Raw genomic sequence first — 18,305 nt, 5'->3', positions numbered from 1 at the left:
AGCCGGCCGTGGGCCGCGGTCGATCAGCCGCGCAGCGTTTGCGCGTGGTGCGCGATGTGGTCCGCCATGAAGGTCTGGATGAAGTAGTAGCCGTGGTCGTAGCCCGCATGGCGGCGCAGCGTGAGCGGCTGGCCGGCGGCAAAGCAGGCGGCCTCGAAGGCTTCGGGGTTGAGCTGCTCGGCCAGGAATTTGTCGGCCAGTCCCTGGTCGACCAATATGCCTTGCGGATAGGGCGCGGCGGTCTGCGACTTCATGAGCGCGCTGGCGTCGTGCGCGAGCCATTGCGCGCGGTCGCCGCCGGGCTCGCCCAGGTAGCCGCCGAACGCCTTCTGGCCCCACGGGCATTGCGTGGGCGCGCAGATGGGCGCAAAGGCCGACAGCGACTTGAAGCGCCCCGGATGCCGCAGCGCCAGCGTGAGCGCGCCGTGGCCGCCCATCGAATGGCCGAAGATGCCCAGGTGCTGGTCGTCGATGGCGAAGTGCCGCCCCACCAGCGGCAGCAGCTCGTGCACGATCCAGCTTTCCATGCGCCAGTGGGTGGACCAGGGCGCTTCGGTGGCATCGAGGTAGAAGCCCGCGCCAACGCCGAAGTCCCAGTGGGCGGTGGCGCCGGGCAGGTTTTCGGCAATGCTGCCGCGCGGGCTGGTGTCGGGCGCGATCAGCGCCAGGCCCAGGCTGGCGGCCATGCGCTGCGCGCCGGCCTTCACTGCAAAGGTTTCCTCGTTGCAGGTCAGCCCCGCAAGGTAAAGAAGGGCCGGCACGCGCTCCTGCGCAGCCTGCGGCGGCAGGTAGACCGAAAAGCGCATCGGCAGGCCGATCTCGTGCGAGGCATGCTCGTGGAAGCTCTGCACGCCGCCGAAGGCATGGTGCTCGGAAAGGGTCTTGAGGGAGTCGGTCATCAGAGGGTGTTGTGGTGCCGCAAGGCGGGCACGAGTTCGAGCACGGCGTCGGCAAAGATGCGCGGCGCCTCCTGCGGCAGGTTGTGGCCCGCGCCGGGCACCAGGCGGTGCGAACGCGGGCCGCTGAAGCGCTGCGCATGGGCCGAGGCATCGGCGGGCGGCCGCACGCCGTCGTCGATGCCGTCGAAGGTGATGGTGGGCACGGTGATCGCGGGCTGCGCGGCCAGGCGGCGTTCGATGTCCGCATAGGCCGGGTCGCCCGCCACCAAGCCGAAGCGGTGCCGGTACGAGTGGATCACCACCTCGACGAAATCAGGATGGTCGAAGGCCGCGGCGCTGCGCTCGAAGGTGGCGTCGTCGAACTTCCAGGTCGGCGACCAGAGCCGCCACAGCAGCCGCGTGAGCGCCCTGCGGTCCTTGGCGAGGCCGGCGCGGCCGCGCTCGCTGTGGAAGTAGTACTGGTACCAGAGGCTGTGCTCGTTTTCGGGCGTGTCCGGCTCCATCGCCTTGGCGATGTTCTGGATGTTGTAGCTGTTGAGCGAGACCAGGCCCGCGCAGCGCCCGGGCCACAGCGCCGCCGCCACGCAGGCGGCGCGGCCGCCCCAGTCGTAGCCGGCGAGCACCGCGCGGTCGATCTCCAGCGCGTCGAGCAGCGCGAGCAAATCGGCGCCGAAGGCCGCCTGTTCGCCCGAGCGCGGCGTGGCATCGTGCAGGAAGCGCGTGGAACCGTAGCCGCGCATGTACGGGACGATCACGCGGCAGCCTTGCCCGGCGAGCATCGGCGCGACTTCCGCATAGGTGTGGATGTCGTACGGAAAGCCGTGCATCAGCAGCACGGGCGGGCCGTCCGAGGGCCCCGTTTCGTAATAGGCGATCTCGAGGACGCCCGCTTCGATCTTGCGCAGGGGTTCCATGCGGTTCATGGCGGGCGCTCTCCTAGAAGGCTAGTAGAGAACCACGCCGCGGATCGATTCGCCGCGCTTCATGAGGTCGAAGCCCTTGTTGATGTCTTCGAGCGGCATGGTGTGGGTGATCAGGTCGTCGATGTTGATCTTGCCTTCCATGTACCAGTCGACGATCTTGGGCACGTCGGTGCGCCCGCGCGCGCCGCCGAAGGCCGAGCCTTCCCACTTGCGGCCCGTGACCAGCTGGAACGGCCGCGTGCTGATCTCCGCGCCGGCCTCGGCCACGCCGATGATGATGCTGCGGCCCCAGCCCTTGTGCGTGCATTCGAGTGCCTGGCGCATCACCTTGGTGTTGCCGATGCACTCGAAGCTGTAGTCGGCGCCGCCGTCGGTCAGCTGCACGATCGCATCGACGATGTTCTCGTGCTCCTTCGGGTTGAGGAAGTGCGTCATGCCGAACTTGCGCGCCATGGCCTCGCGCTCGGGGTTCAGGTCGACGCCGATGATCTTGTCGGCGCCCACCATCTTGGCGCCCTGGATCACGTTCAGGCCGATACCGCCGAGGCCGAACACCACCACGTTGGCGCCGGCTTCCACCTTGGCCGTGAAGATCACCGCGCCGATGCCGGTGGTCACGCCGCAGCCGATGTAGCAGACCTTGTCGAAGGGCGCGTCCTCGCGGATCTTGGCCAGCGAGATCTCGGGGGCGACCGTGTAGTTGCTGAAGGTGCTCGTGCCCATGTAGTGGAAGATGGGCTTGCCGTCCATGCTGAAGCGGCTGGTGGCATCGGGCATCAGGCCCTTGCCCTGCGTGCCGCGGATCAGCTGGCACAGGTTGGTCTTGCGCGACAGGCAGAACTTGCACTGGCGGCATTCGGGCGTGTAGAGCGGAATGACGTGGTCGCCCTTTTTCAGCGTGGTGACGCCGGGGCCCACGTCGACCACGATGCCCGCGCCCTCATGGCCGAGGATGGCCGGGAAGATGCCTTCGGGGTCGGCGCCCGAGAGCGTGTAGTAGTCGGTGTGGCAGATGCCGGTGGCCTTGATCTCGACCAGCACCTCGCCGAATTTCGGCCCTTCGAGGTCGACGGTTTCGATGGTGAGCGGGGCTCCGGATTTCCAGGCGACGGCAGCTTTGGTTTTCATGGCGCTTCAGGGCAAAGGGACAAGGATAGCGAGGCCGGCGTTCAGGCCGCCCCGGCGGCAAAGATACCCGACATTCCGATGAAGCCGGGCAGGTGGCGAAAGTTCCAGATCCAGTGTCGCAGGGCGGGGTATTCGTCCAGCGAAATGCCGCCTTCGCCAGCGAGGGCCGCATAGGGAAAGCAGGCCAGGTCGGCCACGGTCGCATGCGGGCCGGCCAGCCACTGGCGGCCCTCGCTGGCGCGCTCGGCCAAATGGTCGTCCAGCAGGCGGAAGGCCGCATGCGCGCCGCGCCGGCAGGCCTCGATGTCGATGTTCTCGTAGCCGAAGGCGTCGTGCAGCCGCGCGGCCGAGGCGGTGCGGGTGAGCTCGTCGGCCATGGCAAACCACATCGCGGCCTGGCCGCGCAGCTGCGGATCGGCGGGGTACCAGCGGCCCTCGGCGTCGTGCTTGCTCGCGAGATAGACGAGGATGGCCTGCGCGTCGCGCAGCAAGAAGCCGTCGTCGTCGATCACCGGAAGCTGGCCCAGCGGATCGACCTCTGCCAGGAACGCGGCCGACCGGTGCTCGCGGCCCGGATGGAAGTCGACCGGCACGCGCTGGTAGTCGAGGCCGAGCCAGGCAAGCATCTGCCGCACCTTGAAGCAGTTGCCCGACAGGGCGTAGTCGTAGAGCCGGATCATGCCGCCTGCCTCACGCCAAAGCGCATGCCGCGCTCGCGCAGCCAGCGCCGGTAGGTGACGGAGGAGGTGTCGCCTCGCGTCGGCGTTTCGGCGCGGCCTTCGAGCGGCATGCGCTTGAAGGCGTGGTTCTCCAGGATCGGCTTGTCCTGCCCGAAGATCGTCTGCTGGAACGCGATGAGCTCGGCATCGGTGGAGCTGTCGTCGTAGCAGGCCAAGAGCGTATGGGCGATCACGTGCTCGTCGTCCAGCGGCTGCAGGAACAGGCCGATGGCATCGAGCTCGCCGTCGCGCGAGCTCGACTTGTAGAGCATGGCCGAGAGCGGCTGCATCACCCGGTACTTGTAGAGCACTTCGCTGCCGCTGCCGTGGGCGGCCGAGGCGCGGGGCTGCCAGAAGCGGCAGTCGGTGGCCCAGATCTCGTGCGTGGCGGGATCGACCTGCACCTGGTACTTGGCCACTTCGGTGTGCGGCACCTGGCCCAGGAAGCCGGCATGCACGAAGGGGAAGTGCGCCATGTCGAGGAAGTTCTCGATCACGCGCAAGCCCGACACCGCCACGCCGATGGCGCCGCAGTCGATGATGCGGCGCCCGGCTTCGCCGTATTCGGGAAAGTCGAACAGCGGCCGTGCGGGCCGGCCGCTCGGGCAGACCCAGAGATGGCCGTGGCGCGCCTGGACCGAGAGCGCGCGTGTGCCGAGCCGGCATTGCGGCATGTCGGCGTCATCGGTCCACAGCTGCAGCGTTTCGCCGAGCAGGCGAACTGCGCGGGGCCGCGCTTCGGAGCTGCCGGCGAGCGCGGCCGCGGGGCCTGCGACCAGCCAGTCGTCGAGCATGTTGGGGTCATCGGTGACGAAGGGCATGGGGTTCTTCCGGTCAGGCTTGCGGCTGCTGTTGTTCTTCGATTTCGCCGCGCAGGGCGCGCGCGGCGGCGTGCAGCTTCTTCATGGCGCCGCTGCCGGGCGCGGCGGGCGTCCAGAGGTGAATGAAGGCGAGCTGCGGCTGTGCATCGAGCATCAGCGCGGCGGCATCGACCTTGCCGAGCGCGCCGCGCAAAGCAGGCGGCGCCTCCGACCCGAATCCGCGCGCCGCGAGCGCATCGCGCACGCGGGCCACGCCGGCGCGCACGCTGAGCGTGCGGCAGAACGACCACCCGGCCGGCACGGCATCGCCCGGCGGCGGAGAAGGCGGCGTCTCGGCCGCGAGGCTCACCCACAGCATGCCGGCCGCCTCGGCCGCATGGAACACCTTCGCGCACACATTGCGCGGCGCTGGCATGCCGGGATGGGCGGGAATGCTCGCGCACTGGCCGTTTCCGGCGTCGTATTGCCAGCCGTGGTACGCGCAGGCGAGGCGGTCCTGCAGCACCTGCCCCAGCGTGAAGCGCACGCTGCGGTGCGGGCAGCGGTTTTCCCAGGCCTGCGCGGCGCCGCTGGCCGCACGCCAGAGGGCCAGCTCCTGGCCTTCGGCAAAGCCCGCGACGATGTTGGCGCCGGGGCGCAGTTCGGCCGAGCGGGCCACGGGATGCCAGGTTGGAATGCTGTCTGTGCTCATGATGCGCACCACCTTAGCGCAACCATAATGGCGGCATCCCAGGAAGCCATTCACCATGAAGAAAATACTCGTCCTCAACGGCCCCAATCTCAACCTGCTCGGCACCCGCGAGCCCGAGCAATACGGACGCGACACGCTGGCCGACGTCGAGCGCCTGTGCCAGGAGGCCGGCGCAAAGCACGGCGTGGAGATCGAATGCCGCCAGTCGAACCACGAGGGCGTGCTGATCGACTGGATCCACGAGGCCGGCCGCGAAGTGGCCGCGGGCCACATGCTGGGCGTGGTGATGAACCCGGGCGCCTACACCCACACCTCGATCGCGCTGCACGACGCCATCAAGGGCGCGAGCGTGCCGCTGATCGAGCTGCACATCTCGAACGTGCACGCGCGCGAGGAATTCCGCCACCACTCGTACATCTCGCCCGCGGCGCGCGGCATCATCGTGGGTCTTGGCGTGAAGGGCTACGTGCTGGCCATTGCGGCCCTGGTGCCCTGACGAGCCCGCTGCGGCGCCGGCCGCTCAGTCGGTTTGCCGCGGGGCCGCGGCCTTCCAGCTGCGGGTGATGTGGCCCTGGGCATCGACGCTCTCCAGGTGCACGTCGAAGCCCCAGAGCCGCGCGACGTGCTTGAGCACCTCTTCGGCATCGTCGTGCAGCGGCAGGTTGTTGCGCTGCGTGTGGCGCAGCGTCAGCGCGCGATCGCCGCGCATGTTGACGTTCCACACCTGGATGTCGGGCTCCCTGCTGCCGATGTCGTACTGGCGTGACAGCGATTCGCGCAGCGCGTGGTAGCCGCTGTCGTCGTGGATGGCGGACACCTCCAGCTCGGGTTCGCTCTGGTGGTCGCGGATCGCGAACAGCCTGAAATCGCGCATGGTCTTGGGACTCAGGAACTGGCCGACGAAGCTCTCGTCCTTGAAGTTGCGCATGGCGTAGTCGAGCGTCTTGACCCAGTCGGTGCCCGCGAAGTCGGGGAACCAGCGGCGGTCTTCCTCGGTGGGCTTTTCGCAGACGCGCCGCAGCTCGGTGAACATCGAGAAACCCAGTGCATAGGGGTTGATGCCGCTGTAGGCGCGATGCCCGACGGGCGGCTGGAAGATCACGCCGGTGTGCGAGCTGAGCCATTCCATCATGAAGCCGTCGGCGAGCTGGCCGCGGTCGTACATGGTGTTCAGCAGGGTGTAGTGCCAGAACGTGGCCCAGCCCTCGTTCATGACCTGGGTCTGGCGCTGCGGATAGAAATACTGCGCGATCTTGCGCACGATGCGCACCACCTCGCGCTGCCAGGGCTCGAGCAGCGCGGCGTTCTTCTCGATGAAATAGAGCAGGTTCTCCTGCGGCTCCGAGGGGAAGCGGCGGGACGAGTCGGATTCGGTGGTGTGTTCGCTCTTGCGCGGCAGCGTGCGCCAGAGGTCGTTGACCTGCTGCTGCATGTAGCGCTCGCGTTCGGCACGCTGCGTGCCTTCCTGCGCCAGCGAGCGCTTCTGCGGGCGGCGGTAGCGGTCGACGCCGTAGTTCATCAGCGCGTGGCAGGAGTCGAGCAGCTGCTCCACCGCATCGAGGCCGTGCCGTTCCTCGCATTCGGCGATGTAGTGCCGCGCATAGACGAGGTAGTCGATGATCGAGGACGCATCGGTCCACATCCGGAACAGGTAGTTGCCCTTGAAGAAGCTGTTGTGGCCATAGGCCGCATGCGCGATCACCAGGGCCTGCATGGCCATGGTGTTTTCTTCCATCAGGTAGGCAATGCAGGGGTCCGAGTTGATGACGATCTCGTAGGCCAGCCCCATGTGGCCGCGGCGGTAGTTCTTTTCAGTGGCGATGAACTGCTTGCCGTACGACCAGTGGCGATAGATCATGGGCATGCCGACGCTGGCATAGGCATCCATCATCTGCTCGGCGGTGATCACCTCGAGCTGGTTGGGATACACGTCCAGGCCGAAGCTCCTGGCCGTCTTCGCGATCTCGGTGTGGTAGGTCTCGATGAGATCGAAGGTCCAGTCCGACGGACTGGGCAGGCGTTCCAGGCGTTCGGTGCCGCGCGCGAGGGGAGGGTGGTCGGAGGTCATGCGGGCACTCCCTCCTTCTTGAAGAGGTCGCGGAAGACGGGGTAGATGTCCCGCGCGTCGGAGACCTTGCGCATCGCAAAATTGGGCTCGATGCCTTCGAGCTGCGCGTATTCCTGCCACAGGTTCTGCTCGGTCTCGGCCACCTGCACATAGGCGTAGTAGCGCACCACCGGCAGGATGTGGTCGACCAGCAGCTCGCGGCAGCGCCCGCTGTCCTGGTGCCAGTTGTCGCCGTCGCTCGCCTGCGCGCCGTAGACGTTCCACTCGCCGCTTGGATAGCGCGCCTTGATGATCTCGTCCATCAGCACCAGCGCGCTCGACACCACGGTGCCGCCGGTTTCGGTGGCATGGAAGAACTCTTCCTCGGTGACTTCCTGCGCCTGCGTGTGGTGGCGCAGGAACACGAGGTCGATGGTTTCGTAGTGCCGCGTGAGGAACATGTACAGCAGCATGAAGAAGCGCTTGGCCATGTCCTTGCGCGCCTCGTCCATCGATCCCGACACGTCCATGAGGCAGAACATCACGGCCTTGGCGCTGGGCACGGGCGTCTTCACGCGGTTGCGGTAGCGCAGGTCGATCGGATCGATGTAGGGCACGTGGCGCGAGGTGCGGCGCAACTCGGCGATCCGCTCCTCGGTCTCGAGGATTTCCTTCTGGATCAAGGGCTGCTCGACCTGCGGATGCTGCCGCAGGTGCAGCAGGTGCGTCTCCAGTCGGCGCAGCTCCTTGCGCGGCTCGCCGCCCAGCGCGATGCGCCGCGCCAGGGCGCCGCGCATCGAGCGCACCACGTGCAGGTTGTTGGGCGAGCCATCGCTCGTGAAGCCGGCCCGGTGGCTCTTCCATTCGGGCACCTCGGCGATCTGGGTGCGGATGAGGTGCGGCAGCGCCAGGTCATCGAAGAACACGCGCATGAACTCCTCGCGCGTGAGGCGGAAGACGAAGTCGTCCTCGCCTTCGCCGCTGTCTGCGGCCTCGCCGCTTCCCGAGCCGCCGCCGGCCTGCCCCTCCGGACGCGCAATGCGGTCGCCCTTCAGGTATTCCTGATTGCCCGGGTGCACGTACTCGCGGTCGCCGCCGCGGGCATGGCCGAAGACGGGTTCGGACACGTCGTGGCGCGGCAGGGTGACATCTTCGCCTTGCTCCAGTTCGCGGATGTTGCGCCCGCTGACCGCGCGCCGCACAGCCTCCTGGATCTGCCCTCGGTAGCGCCTGAGGAAGCGCTCGCGGTTGCCAATGGACTTGTTCTTGCCCGAAAGCCGGCGGTCGATGATCTGCTGCAGGATGGCCACGATGTTGTCAAAGCTCCTTGCAAAAAGGGGGCGAAGCCTGCTGTGGGGCTCCGCCGCTGTGAACTGCCGCTATGAACTCTTGCGCACGCGCAGGTACCACTCGCAGAGCAGGCGAACCTGCTTGGCCGTATAGCCTTTCTCGACCATGCGGGTCACGAAGTCCTCGTGCTTCTTCTGCTCGTCGGCGCTGCTCTTGGTGTTGAAGCTGATCACCGGCAGGAGTTCCTCGGTGTTGGAGAACATCTTCTTCTCGATCACCGCGCGCAGCTTCTCGTAGCTGGTCCAGGCCGGGTTGCGGCCGGCGTTGCCGGCGCGCGCGCGCAGCACGAAGTTGACGATCTCGTTGCGGAAGTCCTTCGGATTGCCGATGCCCGCGGGCCGTTCGATCTTCTCGAGCTCGGCGTTGAGCGAGGCGCGGTCGAACACTTCGCCGGTGTCCACGTCGCGGAACTCCTGGTCCTGGATCCAGTAGTCGGCATAGGTGACGTAGCGGTCGAAGATGTTCTGGCCGTACTCGCTGTAGCTCTCCAGGTAGGCGGTCTGGATTTCCTTGCCGATGAATTCCGCGTAGCGCGGCGCCAGCAGCTCCTTGATGTAGCTGATGTACTTCTGCTCGGTTTCCGGCGGAAACTGCTCGCGCTCGATCTGCTGCTCGAGCACGTACATCAGGTGCACCGGGTTGGCGGCCACCTCGGAGCTGTCGAAGTTGAACACCTTCGAGATGATCTTGAACGCGAAGCGGGTCGAGACGCCGCTCATGCCTTCGTCGACGCCGGCGTAGTCGCGGTATTCCTGGATCGACTTGGCCTTGGGGTCGGTGTCCTTGAGGTTCTCGCCGTCGTAGACCTGCATCTTGCTGTAGATGCTCGAGTTCTCGGGCTCCTTCAGCCGCGTGAGCACCGAGAGCTGCGCCATCATGCGCAGCGTGCCCGGGGCGCAGGGCGCCTTGGCGAGCGACGAGTTGCGCACCAGCTTCTCGTAGATTTTGATTTCTTCGGAGGCGCGCAGGCAGTAGGGCACCTTGACGATGTAGATGCGGTCGAGGAAAGCCTCGTTGTTCTTGTTGTTGCGGAAGGCCTTCCATTCGCTCTCGTTGCTGTGCGCCAGCACGATGCCGTCGAACGGAATGGCGCCGAAGCCCTCGGTCCCTTTGAAGTTGCTTTCCTGCGTGGCCGTGAGCAGCGGGTGCAGCACCTTGATGGGCGCCTTGAACATTTCCACGAACTCCAGCAGGCCCTGGTTGGCCAGGCACAGGCCGCCCGAATAGGCGTAGGCGTCGGGGTCGTCCTGCGCATAGGTCTCGAGCTTGCGGATGTCGATCTTGCCGACCAGCGAGGAGATGTCCTGGTTGTTCTCGTCGCCCGGCTCGGTCTTGGCCACGGCGATCTGCCGCAGTACCGACGGGTAGCGCTTGACCACCTTGAACTGGCGGATGTCGCCGCCGTACTCCTCGAGCCGCTTCACGGCCCAGGGCGAGAGGATGCGGTTCAGGTAGCGGCGCGGGATGCCGTATTCCTTTTCGAGGATCTCGCCATCTTCGGCGGCGTCGAACAGGCCGAGCGGCGTCTCGTTGACCGGCGAACCCTGGATGGCATAGAAGGGCACATGCTCCATGAGCTGCTTCAGGCGCTCGGCGATCGAGCTCTTGCCGCCGCCGACCGGGCCGAGCAGATAGAGGATCTGCTTCTTTTCCTCCAGGCCCTGCGCGGCATGCCTGAAGTACGACACCACCTGCTCGATGGCGTCCTCCATGCCGTAGAACTCCTTGAACGCCGGGTAGATCTTGATGACCTTGTTCGCGAAGATCCGCGAAAGCCGGGAATCGTTGCGCGTGTCGACCAGCTCGGGTTCGCCGATGGCCTTGAGCATCCGCTCGGACGCAGTGGCATACGCGGTGGGGTCGCGTTTGCAGATATCCAGGAAGTCCTGCAGCGAGAGAACTTCCTCGCGGGTGCGCTCGTAACGGGCGGCAAAGTTGCTGATCACATCCATGGTCACGCCTCCATCAGGTCTGCGGGTTTATTGGACCCGAAGCCAGCAGCCGCAACGCGTAGCAACTTTTTAAAGGTGTACCGCCCATGGCTGCAAGCCATCGAAACTCCCTTAATCTCCATCTGCACAAACAGCATAAAGCAAAGAGTGCACCCGGAAAATTCTTTGTTAAATCAGAACCACAGTGCCGAGTAAAGTTCCTGAGAAAAACCCGCAGCATTTGGCAATTCCAGCTAAATTTCAGGGTTCGGGCTATCGATCTCAGCGCCACCCTGCCGCCCAGTGAAAATACCTATGGCGATCGGCATATGCAGTCATTGCATCTTTTCCGGCGAAAGCACCTCCTAATGAGCCCCCGGCGGCTCAAAGCAGTTACACACCAATAACGCGCCGGGTCGTGTTTAGGTTTATTGCTCAATCGAAAAATATATAAAAGCAATCTGCGCGCCATCTTTTGATGGGCATGTCGCGCATGTGGGCGTGGGAAAGCGCGCCAAGGCGTGGTCGGCGGGGTTCCGAGGGGGTGTCGTCAATGGTGCGCGGCACCGAACGAGGTCGGCAGGCACCGTTCGCGTGCGCGAAGCAGCGCGGCACCCAAGCGAGTGCGCGCCGCGCTTTCTAACTGCTTGAAAAGACAGGGGAATCGGCTGCGCCGGGCCTTCAGCTGAAGAATTCCTTGGCCTTGTCGAACCAGCCCTTGTCGGTCGGGCTGTGCTTGTCGCCGCCCTTCTTGAGCGATTCGTCCAGCTCCTTGAGCAGCTTGCGCTGGTGCTCGGTGAGCTTGACCGGCGTTTCGACGCGCACGTGGCAGTACAGGTCGCCCGGATAGCTGGAGCGCACGCCCTTGATGCCCTTGCCGCGCAGGCGGAACTGCTTGCCGCTCTGGGTGCCATCGGGAATGTCGATGGCGGCGGCGCCCTTGAGCGTGGGCACGCTGATCTCGCCGCCCAGCGCCGCGGTGGTCATGCTCACGGGCACGACGCAGTGCAGGTCGTCGCCATCGCGCTCGAACAGCTCGTGCTTCTTGAGCCGGATCTCGATATACAGGTCGCCCGGCGGCCCGCCGTTGGTGCCCGGTTCGCCGTTGCCGGTGCTGCGGATGCGCATGCCGTCGTCGATGCCGGCCGGGATCTTGACCTCGAGCGTCTTGTTGTTCTTGATCTTGCCCTGGCCATGGCACACGGTGCAGGGCTCGGGAATGATCTTGCCGCTGCCGTGGCAGGTCGGGCAGGTCTGCTGCACGCTGAAGAAGCCTTGGCGCATCTGCACGGCGCCGGCGCCGTGGCAGGTGGTGCAGGTGATGGGCTTGGTGCCAGGCTTGGCGCCGGTGCCCTTGCAGGTGCCGCAGTCGTCCCAGCTCGGGATGCGGATCTGCGCTTCCTTGCCCTCGGCCGCTTCTTCCAGCGTGACCTCCATCGCATAGCTCAGGTCGCTGCCGCGGAACACCTGGCGCCCGCCGCTGGTGCGCCCGCGCGCGCCGCCGAACACGTCGCCGAAGATGTCGCCAAAGGCCTCCGCAAAGCCGCCGAAGCCTTCGGCACCGGGGCCGCCGCGCATGTTGGGGTCGACGCCGGCGTGGCCGTACTGGTCGTAGGCCGCGCGCTTCTGCGCGTCAGACAGCATTTCGTAGGCTTCCTTGACCTCCTTGAACTTGGTCTCGGCGTCCTTGGTGGTATCGCCGTGGTTGCGGTCCGGGTGGTGCTTCATCGCAAGCTTGCGATAAGCCTTCTTGATTTCCTCCTCGCTCGCGTTCTTGGGAACGCCGAGGGTTTCGTAGTAGTCGCGTTTTGTGGCCATGGCTGGTTCGGTCGGGGCGGGCGGGAAGCCGTAACTTGAAGCGAGAAAGGCTGGAACACCCGGTCAGGTGGTCCAGCCTCGTTCGAAGGACTGAAGATCAGCCCTTCTTGACTTCCTTGACCTCGGCGTCGACCACGTTGTCGTCGGCCGGTGCGCTTGCAGCTTCCGGGCCAGCAGCGGCACCCGGGCCGCCGGCGGCGCCTGCCGCGGCCTGCGCATCGGCATACATCTTTTCGCCGAGCTTCTGGCTTGCGGTCATCAGCGTGTTGGTCTTTTCCTCGATCGAGGCCTTGTCCTCGCCCTTGAGGGCTTCTTCCAGATCCTTGATCGCGGCTTCGATCTTTTCCTTCTCGCCGGCGTCCAGGCTCGCGCCGTGCTCGCCGAGCGACTTCTTCACGCTGTGCACCATGGCTTCGCCCTGGTTGCGGGCCTGCGCGAGCTCGACCTTCTTCTTGTCCTCGGCCGCGTTGAGCTCGGCGTCCTTCACCATCTTCTGGATCTCGTCTTCCGACAGGCCCGAGTTCGCCTTGATGGTGATCTTGTTTTCCTTGCCGGTGCCCTTGTCCTTGGCGCCCACGTGCAGGATGCCGTTGGCGTCGATGTCGAAGCTCACCTCGATCTGCGGCGTGCCGCGCGCTGCCGGCGGGATGCCCTCGAGGTTGAATTCGCCCAGCAGCTTGTTGCCCGAGGCGATCTCGCGCTCGCCCTGGAACACCTTGATGGTCACGGCCGGCTGGTTGTCCTCGGCGGTGGAGAAGGTCTGCGCGAACTTCGTCGGGATCGTGGTGTTCTTCGTGATCATCTTGGTCATCACGCCGCCCATGGTCTCGATGCCGAGCGACAGCGGGGTCACGTCCAGCAGCAGCACGTCCTTGCGGTCGCCCGAGAGCACCTGGCCCTGGATGGCGGCGCCGACGGCCACGGCTTCATCGGGGTTCACGTCCTTGCGCGGCTCCTTGCCGAAGAAGGCCTTGACCTTTTCCTGCACCTTGGGCATGCGGGTCATGCCGCCGACCAGGATCACGTCGTTGATGTCCGACACGCTGATGCCGGCGTCCTTGATGGCCAGGCGGCAGGGCGCGATGGTGCGCTCGACCAGCTCGTCGACCAGGCTTTCGAGCTTGGCGCGCGTGAGCTTGATGTTCAGGTGCTTCGGACCCGAGGCGTCGGCCGTGATGTAGGGCAGGTTGATGTCGGTCTGCGCGCTGTTCGACAGCTCGATCTTGGCCTTTTCGGCGGCTTCCTTCAGGCGCTGCAGCGCGAGCACGTCCTTGCCCAGGTCCACGCCTTGCTCTTTCTTGAACTCGGCAATGATGTAGTCGATGATGCGCTGGTCGAAGTCTTCGCCGCCCAGGAAGGTGTCGCCGTTGGTCGACAGCACTTCGAACTGCTTCTCGCCGTCGACATCCGCGATTTCGATGATCGAGATGTCGAAGGTGCCGCCGCCCAGGTCATACACGGCGATCTTGCGGTCGGCCTTGTCCTGCTTGTCCAGGCCGAAGGCCAGCGCCGCGGCGGTCGGTTCGTTGATGATGCGCTTGACGTCCAGGCCTGCGATGCGGCCGGCGTCCTTGGTGGCCTGGCGCTGCGCGTCGTTGAAGTAGGCCGGCACCGTGATCACGGCTTCGGTCACGGGCTCGCCGAGATAGTCTTCGGCGGTCTTCTTCATCTTGCGCAGGATGTCGGCGCTGACCTGCTGGGGCGCGATCTTCTTGCCGCGCACTTCCACCCACGCGTCGCCGTTGTCGGCCTTCGCGATCGTGTAGGGCATCAGGTCGATGTCCTTCTGGACTTCCTTCTCCTCGAACTTGCGGCCGATCAGGCGCTTGATCGCGTACAGCGTGTTCTTGGGATTGGTCACGGCCTGGCGCTTGGCCGAGGCACCGACCAGCACTTCGCCGTCTTCCTGGTAGGCCACGATCGACGGCGTGGTGCGCGCACCTTCCGAGTTCTCGATCACACGCGTGGTGTTGCCTTCCATGATCGACACGCACGAGTTGGTGGTGCCGAGGTCGATGCCGATGATCTTTGCCATGTTCTTACTCCTGAAAGCCTGAAAAATATGTTGTTATGAACTTGTGGATAACCCGGCGCGATTCAAGGTATGAAGCGGGGATTTCCTGTGGGAATCGTGTGTACCGCGCCGCTTACTTGGGGGCGCTGACCGTGACCAGCGCCGGGCGCAGCACGCGGTCGTTGATGGTGTAGCCCTTCTGGAGCACGGTCACCACGGTGTTGGGCTCCTGCTCGGGAGCGGGCACCACCGAGATGGCCTGGTGCTGGTGCGGGTCGAACTTGGCGCCGGGGGCCGGGGCCACCTCGATCACCTTGTTGCGTTCGAGCGCGCTCTTGAGCTGGCGCAGCGTGGCTTCGGCGCCTTCGCGGATCTGCTCGGGCGTGGCGTCCTTGACGGCCAGGCCGGCTTCGAGGCTGTCGGTCACCGGCAGCAGGCTCTCGGCGAAGGCTTCGACCGCGAACTTGCGCGCCTTGGTGATCTCGTCGTCGGCGCGGCGGCGGGCGTTCTGGACGTCGGCCTGGGCGCGCAGGTACTGGTCGGACAGCTCGGCGTTCTTGGCCTGCAGGGCAGCGAGTTCGCCCTGGGCCACGGCCAGCGCATCCTGCGCCTCCGCTTCGTTGGCAGCCTGTGCGGCTTCCAGTTCTTCGGGGCTTGGCTCGCCTTGCAGCATTTGCGAATTCTGTGCGGATTGTTGCGGGTCAGACATTTTTCAAAGAACCGGCGGGGGGCCGGGAAACAAACGATAGCCAGCCACTTGGGGCTGGTCAGGGGCTTTTCAAGCGAAAAAATGCGGCCGGAAGGCCGCAACGGGGACAAAAGCGCCGACGGGAGGGCGTAGCGGCACGCAGCGCGCGCGGCCCCCGGGGGGCGAGTTCAGTGCGCGTCGAGGAGTTCGACGTCGAACTTCAGGGTGGCGTTCGGGGGGATCACGCCGCCTGCGCCGCGTGCGCCATAGCCCAGCGAAGCGGGAATGATCAGCGTGCGCTTGCCGCCGATCTTCATGCCGGCAACGCCTTCGTCCCAGCCCTTGATGACCTGGCCTGCGCCCAGCGAGAACGCGAACGGGTCGTTGCGGTCGCGGCTCGAGTCGAACTTGGCGCCTTGCACGCCGTCGTTGTAGAGCCAGCCGGTGTAGTGCACGTGCACGTGCTGGCCGGCCTTGGCTTCTGCGCCGTCGCCCACGGTGGTGTCTTCGTATTGCAGGCCGGAGGGAGTGGTAGGCATGTTGAACGCTCCTTGCGTCAATGGGAGGATGGAAGGTGGATGGATGGATAAACGGACCGAAGGCGCGGAGTTTACCGACGCCCCGGCAGCGGCCCGGCCGGCCTGCTCAATTGCCAGTGTCAAGAGGCGGGACGGAGGAGGGCGGGGAGGGCGCCGCAGGCGGGGCGGAGGGGGGTGCGCCCGGGGAAGAGGAAGAAGGAGGCGCCGAAGGCGAAGACGACGAAGGCGATGAAGGCACAGCAGGCGTGGGCGCCGCCGGTGCCGCGGCCTTCTTGACCTGGCCCAGCTGCCATTTGCCCGCGAAGGCCTGCAGGTCCGAGAGCCGCTTGAGAAGGTCCTGTCCGCTCACCGTGAGGCTGTAGCCGTCGCCGCCGTGGCTCACGAGGCCCGCCTCGCGCAGTTCCTTGATGCGGGTGTTGAGCGTGTTGGGGGTGATGCTGCCGACGCTGTCCTGCAGCAGCCGGAAGGTCTGGGCATGGCCGTCGCGCAGCGCCCAGAGCACGCGAAGTGCGTAGCGGGCCTCGAGAAGCGCAAGCAGCTGGCTGACGGCTGCGTTTTCCTTGGTACTCATCGACATCATCTCCTCGGGGCTGGGCGGGCCGTCGGTCCTGGGCAGGGCCGGTGCCTCGCGTTCTTGTTGGCTCGCTATCAGGGACCGCGCATTGCGTCGGCGACTATAGCGCAAGGATCACGATGCTACTAGTTTTATAGCTACGGGTGCATGCTGCATGCGGGCCGTGAGACAAAGCTTCACAAATTCGCGAGATTGGCCATGGCCTCGCCCAGCCGGACCGGCCGGGTGGGCGCCCAGTCGGGGTTGAAGGCCAGCGGGGGCGGCGGGAACAGCATGACGACGGTGGAGCCGAGCAGGAAGCGGCCCATCTCCTCGCCCTGCTTGAGCAGGATCTGCTGGTCGGCGTAGTGCCATTCGCGCAGCTCGCCGCCGCGCGGCGGATTGACCACGCCGTGCCACACGGTCGCCATGCTGCCGACGATGGTGGCACCCACCAGCACCAGCACGAAGGGCCCGTGCGCCGATTCGAAGACGCACACCACGCGCTCGTTGCGCGCGAACAGCCCGGGCACGCCGCGCGCGGTGACCGGGTTGACCGAGAACAGGTCGCCGGGCACGTGGATCATGCGCACCAGGCGCCCGTCGCAGGGCATGTGGATGCGGTGGTAGTCCTTCGGGCTCAGGTACAGCGTGGCGAAGCTGCCATGCGCGAAGCGCGCCGCGAGCACCGCGTCGCCGCCGACCAGCGCGGTGGTGCTGTAGTTGTGGCCTTTGGCCTGGAAGATCTGGTCGCCCTCGATGGCGCCGAACTGGCTGATGGCGCCGTCCACCGGGCACACGAGGTCGGCCTGCGCAAGAGGCCGCACGCCGGGCTTGAGCGCGCGCGTGAAGAACTGGTTGAAGCTCTTGTAGTGGTTGATGTCGGATTCGAGCGCCTCGCCCATGTCGACACCGTACTTGGCAACGAAGCGCCGGATGATCCAGGTGGTGACGGCGCCGCGTTCCTTGCCCGCGACCCAGCCGGCGAAGTTCGTCAGGGCCTGCTTGGGGAACAGGTATTGGGGCAGTACGGCAGAGCGGTCGGACACGTGTGGGAGGCCTGGAATGCCTGGAGTGCGAATCGGAGGGGCATTCTATAAAGCGCCCGGCAGCCCGGGCGTAGGAGGCTTCCCTTGTATCCGTCGCGCTGTTTCCCGGTTGGCGTCAGTCCGCCTTGATGCCCGCGGCCTTGATCACCTGCGCCCACTTCTCGACCTCGGCCTTCTGGAAGGCCGCGATCTTTGCCGTGGAGAGGTCGGCCGGCTCCATGCCGAAGCCCTTGAGCTTTTCCTGCATCTCGGGCGTTGCGAGGATCTTGCGGATCTCGGTGTGCAGCCGCTCGACGATGGGCGCCGGCGTACCCGCGGGCACGAAGATCGCCTGCCACGACAGCACCTCGAAGTCCTGCAATCCCGCAATGCCGGATTCCGCGACCGTCGGCACGTCGGGCATCGAGGCCAGGCGCTTGGCCGAGGTCACGGCAATGGCGCGCAGCTTGCCGCTCTGGATGTGCGGACCCGCCACCACGGTGGTGTCGAACATCATGTCGACCTGCCCGCCGATCACGTCCTGGATCGCCGGGCCGCTCCCCTTGTAGGGAATGTGCGTGAACTTCACGCCCGACTTGAACGCCAGCAGCTCGAGCGACAGGTGCTGCGAGGTGCCGGTGCCGGCCGAGGCCGACGAGAGCCCGCCCGACTTGGTCTTGCTGGCTTCCAGCACGTCCTTCAGCGTCTTGTAGGGGCTGGCCTGGTTGACCACCAGCACCAGCGGGTTGGTGCCGATCAGCGTCACCGGCGCGAACGACTTCTGCGGGTCGTAGCCGAGCTTCGGATACAGGCTCACGTTGATCGCGTGCGAGCTGATCGTGCCGCCCACCATCATGAAGCCGTCGGGCGCTGCGCGCGAGCCGATTTCCGAGCCCACGCTGCCGCCGGCGCCGCCTTTGTTGTCGATGATCACGCTCGTGCCCAGCACCGGGCCGAGCTTCTGGCCGATCAGGCGGGCCAGCACGTCGGTGGTGCCGCCCGCGGGAAAGGGCACGAGGTAGGTGATGGCCTTGCCCGTGGGCCAGTTGCCGGGGCCCTGCGCGAACGCGGGCAGGCCCGCGGCGAGCGAAGAGGCGAGGGCGGTGCGAATCAATGTGCGGCGTTGCATTGCAATATCTCCTTTGATGATGTGGAT

At 65.9% G+C, this 18,305-nt stretch carries 17 protein-coding genes; 1 reads left to right on the top strand and 16 read right to left on the bottom strand.

From position 1 onward, the window contains the following. Positions 1-23: 23 nt before the first annotated feature. From fghA to VPA02S_RS04280, 6 genes are read right to left on the bottom strand one after another with little or no spacing between them, the layout of a single operon-like run. Positions 24-899, bottom strand: a complete 876-nt coding sequence (fghA, locus tag VPA02S_RS04305; protein ID WP_012746843.1) for an S-formylglutathione hydrolase — start codon at positions 897-899, stop codon at positions 24-26. Continuing rightward, positions 899-1,822, bottom strand: a complete 924-nt coding sequence (locus VPA02S_RS04300) for an alpha/beta fold hydrolase (protein WP_012746844.1) — start codon at positions 1,820-1,822, stop codon at positions 899-901. The genes fghA and VPA02S_RS04300 overlap by 1 nt, the downstream gene beginning before the upstream one ends. Positions 1,823-1,843: 21 nt before the next feature. Continuing rightward, positions 1,844-2,950 carry an S-(hydroxymethyl)glutathione dehydrogenase/class III alcohol dehydrogenase gene (locus VPA02S_RS04295; RefSeq protein ID WP_012746845.1) on the bottom strand — a complete coding sequence of 369 codons (1,107 nt, stop codon included), beginning with the start codon at positions 2,948-2,950 and terminating at the stop codon, positions 1,844-1,846. A 41-nt stretch (positions 2,951-2,991) separates the two neighbouring features. Further along, positions 2,992-3,630, bottom strand: a complete 639-nt coding sequence (locus tag VPA02S_RS04290) for a glutathione S-transferase family protein (protein WP_012746846.1) — start codon at positions 3,628-3,630, stop codon at positions 2,992-2,994. Then, positions 3,627-4,490, bottom strand: a complete 864-nt coding sequence (locus VPA02S_RS04285; protein WP_012746847.1) for an aromatic ring-hydroxylating oxygenase subunit alpha — start codon at positions 4,488-4,490, stop codon at positions 3,627-3,629. The genes VPA02S_RS04290 and VPA02S_RS04285 overlap by 4 nt, the downstream gene beginning before the upstream one ends. Before the next feature lie 13 nt (positions 4,491-4,503). Then, positions 4,504-5,181 carry a Rieske 2Fe-2S domain-containing protein gene (locus VPA02S_RS04280; protein WP_012746848.1) on the bottom strand — a complete coding sequence of 226 codons (678 nt, stop codon included), beginning with the start codon at positions 5,179-5,181 and terminating at the stop codon, positions 4,504-4,506. Between the two features lie 55 nt (positions 5,182-5,236). Here VPA02S_RS04280 and aroQ point away from each other — a divergent pair, with 55 nt between their 5' ends. Next, entirely contained in the window at positions 5,237-5,677 is a 441-nt protein-coding gene (aroQ, locus tag VPA02S_RS04275) for a type II 3-dehydroquinate dehydratase (protein WP_012746849.1), read from the top strand. A gap of 24 nt (positions 5,678-5,701) precedes the next feature. On the opposite strand, the gene VPA02S_RS04270 is transcribed toward aroQ, so the two are convergent. The 10 genes from VPA02S_RS04270 to VPA02S_RS04225 all read right to left on the bottom strand — a co-directional run bounded on the left by VPA02S_RS04270 (position 5,702) and on the right by VPA02S_RS04225 (position 18,278). Next, positions 5,702-7,249, bottom strand: a complete 1,548-nt coding sequence (locus VPA02S_RS04270) for a SpoVR family protein (RefSeq protein ID WP_012746850.1) — start codon at positions 7,247-7,249, stop codon at positions 5,702-5,704. After that, positions 7,246-8,538, bottom strand: a complete 1,293-nt coding sequence (locus tag VPA02S_RS04265; RefSeq protein ID WP_012746851.1) for a YeaH/YhbH family protein — start codon at positions 8,536-8,538, stop codon at positions 7,246-7,248. Before VPA02S_RS04265 ends, VPA02S_RS04270 begins: the two co-directional genes overlap by 4 nt. A 69-nt stretch (positions 8,539-8,607) precedes the next feature. Continuing rightward, complete coding sequence (locus tag VPA02S_RS04260) at positions 8,608-10,530, bottom strand: PrkA family serine protein kinase (RefSeq protein WP_012746852.1); 1,923 nt, start codon at positions 10,528-10,530, stop codon at positions 8,608-8,610. Positions 10,531-11,190: 660 nt separating this feature from the next. Then, positions 11,191-12,327, bottom strand: a complete 1,137-nt coding sequence (dnaJ, locus tag VPA02S_RS04255) for a molecular chaperone DnaJ (protein ID WP_012746853.1) — start codon at positions 12,325-12,327, stop codon at positions 11,191-11,193. A 97-nt stretch (positions 12,328-12,424) separates the two neighbouring features. Continuing rightward, the gene (dnaK, locus tag VPA02S_RS04250; protein ID WP_012746854.1) at positions 12,425-14,362 is read right to left on the bottom strand and encodes a molecular chaperone DnaK; all 1,938 of its coding nucleotides are present in this window, start codon (positions 14,360-14,362) and stop codon (positions 12,425-12,427) included. Positions 14,363-14,474: 112 nt separating this feature from the next. Then, on the bottom strand, positions 14,475-15,050 hold the full coding sequence (gene grpE / locus VPA02S_RS04245) for a nucleotide exchange factor GrpE (protein WP_027730027.1): 576 nt from the start codon (positions 15,048-15,050) through the stop codon (positions 14,475-14,477). A 167-nt stretch (positions 15,051-15,217) separates the two neighbouring features. Further along, positions 15,218-15,568 (bottom strand): FKBP-type peptidyl-prolyl cis-trans isomerase, encoded by a 351-nt coding sequence (locus VPA02S_RS04240; protein WP_012746856.1) that lies wholly within the window; start codon positions 15,566-15,568, stop codon positions 15,218-15,220. Positions 15,569-15,674: 106 nt separating this feature from the next. Beyond that, positions 15,675-16,139, bottom strand: a complete 465-nt coding sequence (locus tag VPA02S_RS04235; RefSeq protein WP_012746857.1) for a winged helix-turn-helix transcriptional regulator — start codon at positions 16,137-16,139, stop codon at positions 15,675-15,677. Positions 16,140-16,318: 179 nt separating this feature from the next. Further along, positions 16,319-17,170 (bottom strand): archaetidylserine decarboxylase, encoded by an 852-nt coding sequence (asd, locus tag VPA02S_RS04230; protein ID WP_012746858.1) that lies wholly within the window; start codon positions 17,168-17,170, stop codon positions 16,319-16,321. 115 nt (positions 17,171-17,285) lie between these two features. Further along, positions 17,286-18,278: a Bug family tripartite tricarboxylate transporter substrate binding protein gene (locus VPA02S_RS04225; protein ID WP_012746859.1), complete on the bottom strand. Its 993-nt coding sequence runs from the start codon at positions 18,276-18,278 to the stop codon at positions 17,286-17,288. Positions 18,279-18,305: the final 27 nt, after the last annotated feature.

Source organism: Variovorax paradoxus NBRC 15149 (assembly GCF_001591365.1).
Lineage (GTDB): Bacteria > Pseudomonadota > Gammaproteobacteria > Burkholderiales > Burkholderiaceae_C > Variovorax > Variovorax paradoxus.
The sequence above is the reverse complement of the archived record's forward strand: the minus strand, read 5'-3'. Positions and strand labels throughout refer to the sequence as shown.